This window comes from Rubellimicrobium rubrum, assembly GCF_006152115.1.
In the GTDB taxonomy this organism is placed as follows: domain Bacteria; phylum Pseudomonadota; class Alphaproteobacteria; order Rhodobacterales; family Rhodobacteraceae; genus Rubellimicrobium; species Rubellimicrobium rubrum.
This window is the reverse complement of sequence record NZ_VDFU01000079.1, coordinates 1-3,340: the sequence shown is the minus strand read 5'-3', so window position 1 is coordinate 3,340 and position 3,340 is coordinate 1. Positions and strand designations below refer to the sequence as shown.

The 3,340-nt window shown below is 68.3% G+C and carries 3 protein-coding genes; all 3 read left to right on the top strand.

Annotated elements, in window-relative coordinates; genetic code table 11:
• Positions 1–234 precede the first annotated feature (234 nt).
• The 3 genes from FHG66_RS21235 to FHG66_RS21225 all read left to right on the top strand — a co-directional run bounded on the left by FHG66_RS21235 (position 235) and on the right by FHG66_RS21225 (position 2,134).
• Positions 235–960 (top strand): hypothetical protein, encoded by a 726-nt coding sequence (locus FHG66_RS21235; protein ID WP_139079139.1) that lies wholly within the window; start codon positions 235–237, stop codon positions 958–960.
• 82 nt (positions 961–1,042) lie between these two features.
• Positions 1,043–1,483, top strand: coding sequence for a helix-turn-helix domain-containing protein (locus tag FHG66_RS21230; protein ID WP_139079138.1), 441 nt, complete (start codon positions 1,043–1,045; stop codon positions 1,481–1,483).
• A 150-nt stretch (positions 1,484–1,633) separates the two neighbouring features.
• Complete coding sequence (locus FHG66_RS21225) at positions 1,634–2,134, top strand: hypothetical protein (protein ID WP_139079137.1); 501 nt, start codon at positions 1,634–1,636, stop codon at positions 2,132–2,134.
• Positions 2,135–3,340 lie beyond the last annotated feature (1,206 nt).

Below are 3,340 nucleotides of genomic sequence, written 5' to 3'. Positions count from 1 at the left end.
CCCAGCCGGCGTCGGCCCGCAGGGCCGTCCGCAGACCTCCTGTGGCTCCCAGAATCGCGGGGGGGGTAAGGGGGGTAAGAATCTAAGAAAATATCTCGGGCGCGCGCTCGCGCGCGCGAGATGGCATTTTTTCTATGACGCGACAGACGTTTATGGGTAGAGAAAATGGCTTGAAATGACTGTCACGTGGTGACAGTCCTAACTGTCACAGGATGACAGTTATCGAGGGGCCTCATGAAGCCGATCGGAACCGCTGCCGAGCAGCTCGCCTTCCGCCTTGCGATCGGCCAAGCCGAAGCGTCGCTAGACGGCGCGGAGAGGCCCGTGGAGGCCTTAGGAGGCCCTGCAGAGGGGCAGAGGGTGGAAGGGGCATCAGGCGGCTCCCAGAGGCCCCAAACGGCCTCTCCTGGCCGCCAGAGGCTCCCGGACGGGGTGAAGAGCTTCAAGGAGGCCAGAGCCCGCCAGAAGGCGACCGAGGCGACCGAGTTCACCAAGCTGGCCCGCAAGCTCGGGATGGACTCAGCCGCGGCCGACGACTTGGTGGCCGCCTACCTGGCCGACACGCGCAACGCATGGACCTTCGTGATGATCAGCCCCGCCCAGAACGCCGCCGTGGTTCGCTGGATCGCCGAGAACAGCAAGCGTCCGCAGGCTGCGACCTTGCTCTGGGCGCACCTGTTCGAGGTCATGCGGATGGATACGGGCGAGATCCTGCGAACCCGTGAGGAGCTAGCGGAGCGGATCGGGGTGGATCGTGACAACCTCAGCCGGATCATGACCGAGCTGGCCTCCATCAACGCTGTCCGGCGCGAGAAGAAGGGCCGGGAGGTCCGCTACTTCATGAACTCGACCATCGCCACGCACCTGCCGAGCGTGGAAGCCCGCGCCAAGGCGCGCGAGGCGGACGGCCCGCTCCTGGTGGTGATGCAGGGCGGCCAAGCCCCGAAGGGTTCCGACTGAGCCCGGCTTGACCGGCAGGGGTCCCGCTGGGACGGTCCCGCCACCGCGTCATGACGCGCCACGGCACCCCTGAGGGACCTCCATGGAACTGAGCCTGTCCGCCGCCGCCCGCGCCACTGGTCGCAGCAAGTCCACCATCGGCCGCGCCATCAAGAGCGGGAAGCTCTCTGCGCGCCGCGACGAGGCGGGCGGCTACCGCATCGACGCCTCCGAGCTGGCCCGGGCGTTCGACTGGGACCCCCAGGCAGGGGTCCCGTGGAGCGCCACGGCACCCCCGGTGGGACCCGAAGCGGCACCCCCGTCCGAGCTGCTGGTGCTGCGAACCCGCCTGGAGTTGCTGGAGCAGGCGCTCGAGCGCGAGCGCGAGGCTCTGGCCCATGAGCGAGAGACCACGGCCGACTTGCGCCAGCGCCTCGACCGGTCCGACGAGCGGGTGCGCGCGCTCCTGGCCCTGCCCGCTCCCGCACTATCGTCGGCACCCGCCCCAGCTCGGGGCTTCCTAGCCCGGCTCCTCGGCCGCTGAGGCCCTGACGTTTCGCACCTGACTTCCGCGCGATCCAAGCCCCTGATCCGCCTGGGCCGGGCGGCCTGCGCGAAAGTCACGAGTTATGCGAAAGCCTTTATGCTAGGTGGATGGCTCAGTTTCGCCACTCTCAGGTGGCAAGCTCCTGCTATGACAGTTGACCCCCCAATCCGTGACATCGAACGCGGACTTGTCGCCCTTCGCAGGATCGTGCTCGTCGTCGGTGCTTTCGTGGTGGTGATAGCGACCCTCTACGCGAGCGAGTTCGTCGTTGGGCGTCAAACCTTAACCGTGCGGGTGCTCCAAGCCGACGTGCCCCGTTACTGCCGCGAAGGCCACGGGAGTCGCGGCCTAGGTAAGCTGCTTGGTGACCTCGTATCCGGCCGCCGAGGACGGGACTTCGCGCCACCCCAGGCCATGACCTACTGCGGCGAGGTCAGCAGCGATCACGGGGATTTCAAGTTGCCGGAGAGCACACGCTTGGCTTTCGGCCCTTGGCGCCGGGAGGCCTTATTCGACCAACTGCGCGAGGGCTGCCTCTTTGAGGTGACAGTATCAGGCTACGGCGCCGATTTGAGGCTAGGCACTTGGAGCACTAACCGCCCCAAGACTCTACGCCGGCTCCGCTTCGTGGGCGGCTGTCCGATCTAGTGGCTCACGCACCCGCTGGTCTCGGCGCAGGAGGCAGGGTCAAGCCTTCCCGCAGCGCAGCGAGGACAAGGCTTGAGGCTGCCGGAACGCCCCAAGCTGGCCGGCGTCCCTTGCCATGCCCCATGGCAGGGGACTGCCCAGCGGCGAGCGTCCTTCCTTGCCTTCGCAGAGGCCACAATCAGCGCGCCGTTCAGCCGCGCGCCGCCGAGTGACGCGCGTTGCCGGAGGCAATGCATATTGCGTTGTGTGTGAGCCTCATCCTCGTGCCCTTTGTCGGGTGCCCTTCCTCGCGGCCGAGCCAGGTGCTGCGATCAATCGGGACGGGCACGAGCTGCGCCGCCACGCGGTCCACCCACGAGGGTGGCCGGGGAGGGTTCGGGAGGGCGGGACGCCCCTCCAGATCCATCGCACCGCGATGGACGGGGACGCTGCCGGCGGGGGCCAGCGCAGCGCCGTCCCCAGGAGGTCGCACGGCAAACCCGCAGGGTTTGCAAAAGTGCGCCCTTCTCACCTTCCGGCTCGGCGGGGGAGCGCCCGGCCGGATCGGTCAGGCCCCCGTCCTCAGCCTCCGCCCTCGATGCTCGGGGCTCCGCTCGGAGGGGGTGGGTTGCGACATTAAGGGTTTCTCTTTCCCGCCATCCGACCCCCTCCGAGCGGGACGGATGGGACGGGCGAGCGGGGCCAGGTCGAGCGGCTGGGATGGGGGGCCGAGGTGGAAAGTTAACAGCTCTATTTCCCGCCATCCTTCCCACCCCATCGCCACGGCCTCCGAGCTGGTCCGCTGCGGCGTGTGGGGTTGGCAGGAAATGGAACTGTAATCTTACACTCCCCAGCCTGCCCGACCGGCCTGCGTCCCTGCCGCTCAGAGGAAGGGCCGCTCGCCGCTGAGGGGAGCGTGGGGGACCTGGGGCGGCCTCAAGGGGGCCGTGTCCTCGCGCTGGCGCGCTGCGGGCCGCACCACCCCCCTTGAGGCCGCCCCAGGTCCCTTCAGCTCGGCCTGGTCCGACTTGGCCAAGCCAGGCACGTCCGGTGGGGTTCGCCCCGGAGGGCGTCAGCCCTCCCGCACCCAGCCGGCGTCGGCCCGCAGGGCCGTCCGCAGACCTCCTGTGGCTCCCAGAATCGCGGGGGGGGTAAGGGGGGTAAGAATCTAAGAAAATATCTCGGGCGCGCGCTCGCGCGCGCGAGATGGCATTTTTTCTATGACGC